This is a genomic window from Micrococcus sp. HMSC31B01 (genome assembly GCF_001816085.1).
GTDB lineage: Bacteria > Actinomycetota > Actinomycetes > Actinomycetales > Micrococcaceae > Micrococcus > Micrococcus luteus.
Genome location: NZ_KV825406.1, coordinates 1 through 3241 on the forward strand (window position 1 = coordinate 1; position 3241 = coordinate 3241).

Annotated in this window: 3 protein-coding genes; all 3 read left to right on the top strand. The window is 66.7% G+C overall.

Annotated elements, in window-relative coordinates:
- The first annotated feature begins 340 nt into the window (after nucleotides 1-340).
- A complete protein-coding gene (locus HMPREF3105_RS11480; RefSeq protein WP_070709713.1) occupies nucleotides 341-1255 on the top strand; it encodes a replication initiation protein in 915 nt (304 codons plus the stop codon).
- Entirely contained in the window at nucleotides 1252-1500 is a 249-nt protein-coding gene (locus tag HMPREF3105_RS11485) for a MerR family transcriptional regulator (protein WP_020626395.1), read from the top strand. Before HMPREF3105_RS11480 ends, HMPREF3105_RS11485 begins: the two co-directional genes overlap by 4 nt.
- A gap of 1205 nt (nucleotides 1501-2705) precedes the next feature.
- A partial coding sequence (gene erm / locus HMPREF3105_RS11495) for a 23S ribosomal RNA methyltransferase Erm (protein ID WP_141762529.1) occupies nucleotides 2706-3241 on the top strand: 536 nt, incomplete at its 3' end.

Consider the following 3241-nt stretch of genomic DNA (forward strand, 5'->3'; position numbering starts at 1 on the left):
TGCCGGAGCCAGCTAGCGACGTGCCGGAGCAAGCTATGCACTTAGGTGCCCTAAGTCCGCTTGGCCGGACTCCGCAGGGCGGAGGCGTTGCACTGTGCGAGGGAAAGAGAGGGCTGCCGCCCTCCGCTTCGCTCCAGTTGCCCGGAAGGAACTGGGGCACCTCCTCGACGTGCTCGGGAAGGTGCGCACCGTGGGTGTGCAACGCCCGGTGTGCAGGTGGTCCCGGCAGTGGTCACCTCAGGGCCGGGGAGGGTGTGGAAGATCGGCTTGTCGGGGGAAACATCTGATTAGGTTCGCGTCCCACTTTGAACGTGCCTGGGGTTCATGCGAGGGTGTGCCCATGACGCTGACGATGCGAGACGCCCAGACGTGGGAGCAGATGTGGTTGCCGCTGTGGCCGCTCGCGTCCGATGACCTGCGCGCCGGGATCTACCGCACCGCACGCAAGGACGCGCGCGGCAAGCGGTACATCGAGGCCAACCCCCGAGCCCTCTCGAACCTGCTGGTCGTGGACGTCGATCACGAGGACGCGCTCATGCGCGCGCTCTGGGACCGCCACGACTGGCTACCCAACGCCGTGGTGGAGAACCCGGCCAACGGGCACGCGCACGCGGTGTGGGCGCTGGCCGAGCCGGTCACGCGCACCGAGTACGCCCAGCGCAAGCCGCTGGCGTTCGCCGCGGCCGTCACCGAGGGCCTGCGCCGCTCCGTGGACGGAGACGCCGCCTACAGCGGTCTGATCACGAAGAACCCGGAGCACGGCTCCTGGCACACCTCCTGGACCTCTGACCGGCTCTACAGCCTCGGAGAACTGGCGAGCCGGCTCGAAGAAGCCGGCCACATGCCGGCGCCCGCCTGGCGACGTTCCCGCCGGCAGAACCCGGTCGGCCTGGGCCGCAACTGTTCGATCTTCGAGACCGCCCGCCACTGGGCCTACCGCGAGGCCAAACGCATCCGCCAACGCCACGAGCACGCCACCGCCGAAGACAGCCGCGACTACTACGCCGCCGTGCTCGCCCACGTGCACGAGCTCAACGCGGCCTTCTCCGAGCCGCTCCCGGCCAACGAGGCCCGCGACATCGCCGCCAGCATCCACCGATGGGTCACCACGCGCTTCTACGGCTGGACAGACGCCCGCACCGTCCAGCAGGCGTCCCTGTCCACGCTCCAAGCCGCACGAGGCCGCCAGAGCGGAGCGAAGCGACGCAACGCCGTTGAGGAGCGTGCCCGTTTGATCGTGGGAGAGGACGCATGACCAGCACCCCTACGCGCGCCAAGCGCAAGCAGACCGCCCGCGAACTAGCCGAGCGATTCGGAGTCTCGCCGCGCACCATCCGCCGCACCGTCGCCCAGGAACGCGCGGACTACTTGGCGGACGCCGCCGCGCGCCATGAACGCATCCGCGCCTTACGCGCGGAAGGGCTCTCCATGCGCGCCATTGCCGCCAAGGAGGGCGTCACCGTCGGAACGGTGCACTACGCGATCCACAAGGACGATTGAGAAGAGGGCTGGACATGGCGCTTCGGAAGAAATCTCGGGCAGCTCTTGAAGCCCAGTTGAGGGAGATCGAAGACAGACTGAGCCGTCATCCGCTTGCCTCAACCCGAGTCAGGGAGGCGCACGCACTCATCGACGCTCATCCAGGGGAAGACCCAGGACGCACCTCCCGCAAGTTGGCCGAGAAGGGCCTGCCCGCGCTCGATGAGCTTGGCGCTCTCCAGCTCAAGAGTTCGATCTCGTGGTGGCGGCTGAACAGGTCGAAGAGGAAGGTCACGAAGAAGTTGGCCAGCTTGTAAAGAACCCGCAAGCAACCCAACGCGTCAAAACGGACGCCTCCAACGACTTCTGACCCCCTGCGCCTGCACCCCCAGCACAGTGCAACGCATCCCGGCCTGACCAGGCCGCAAGCCACTTAGCACGGCTAAGTATCTAGCTTGCTCCGGCTCCGCCGGTCCGCACCCTGCACACCCTCCTGCGCCCCTGCACACCCTCCTGCTGCCTTCCGCCACCTCCTTCCCCCGTTCCCCCGCTTCACCGCACCCTCAGCCCCTCACCCGACTCAGCCACAGACCCCCAACCACATCGCTCGCTAATCCGCCGCTACCAACCCAGCCAATCCACCCGACCACGCACCCCACCCAGCCACCTCTTCCCGATCACTCCCCGACCACCTCACCAACCCCACTTGACCCCTCACTTGACCCCTCACAAACACCCTTCCCCGACCCTCACCCGCCCCGCCCAAACACCCCCTGCACCTCACCTCCCCGACACCACCCACTTGACGAGGGACGAGGAGAGTGGGTGGTGTCGGGGAGGTGAGGTGCCCCAGCCGCAGAAACAGGCGGGGCGGGTGTAATCCGAGCGTTACGGGTGGCGTTACAGGCTGTGTTACACCCCTAGGGGTGCTAGCTGTTGCGGGCAAGGACGTTGTTGACGTTGGCGCGGCTGTTGCCGTGATGGGCGATTCCAGTGCCGCCCAGACCGCTCTGGAGGTAGGAGGGCCCCAGGCCAGGCCCTTGATCAGCTGTTGAACAGCCCTGGTGCGATAGGGTGGGGGCCATGGGTAGTCCATCAATTGCAGTGACCCGGTTCCGCCGCTTCTAGCGGCGGAACCTGTTCCAGGACGTTCTGCCGCTCCGCGAGTCCAGCCGGGCGGCGTTTTTGCGTGCCCGGACGCCTGCTTCGATGGAGCGTCCTTTTCTATGCCCACTTACCGTGGCGGCCGACATGAGCACGGCCAGAACTTCCTCACTGACCACACCACGATCGACCGGCTCTCACGGCTGGTAGGCGACTCGACCGGTCCGATCGTCGAGATCGGCCCGGGCCAGGGCAGGCTCACAAGAGAGCTGCAGAAGCTCGGCCGGTCCCTGACTGCTGTCGAGATCGACAGCCGGCTGGCGGACCGACTTGCATCGGCCAGTCAGTTCCGCGAGCAGAAACACGTAACCGTCGTCAACGCAGACTTCCTTCACTGGCCGCTACCGACCACTCCGTATGTGGTGGTCGGCAACGTTCCGTTCCACCTGACCACAGCCATCCTGCGCAGACTGCTGCACGATGGAGCATGGACCCAGGTGGTCCTGCTCGTGCAGTGGGAAGTGGCCCGCCGGCGTGCCGGCATCGGTGGTAGCAGCATGATGACCGCGCAGTGGTGGCCTTGGATCGACTTCAGCTTGCACGGGCGCGTGCCCCGGTCGGCGTTCAAGCCAGCCCCGAGCGTGGACGGTGGCCTCTT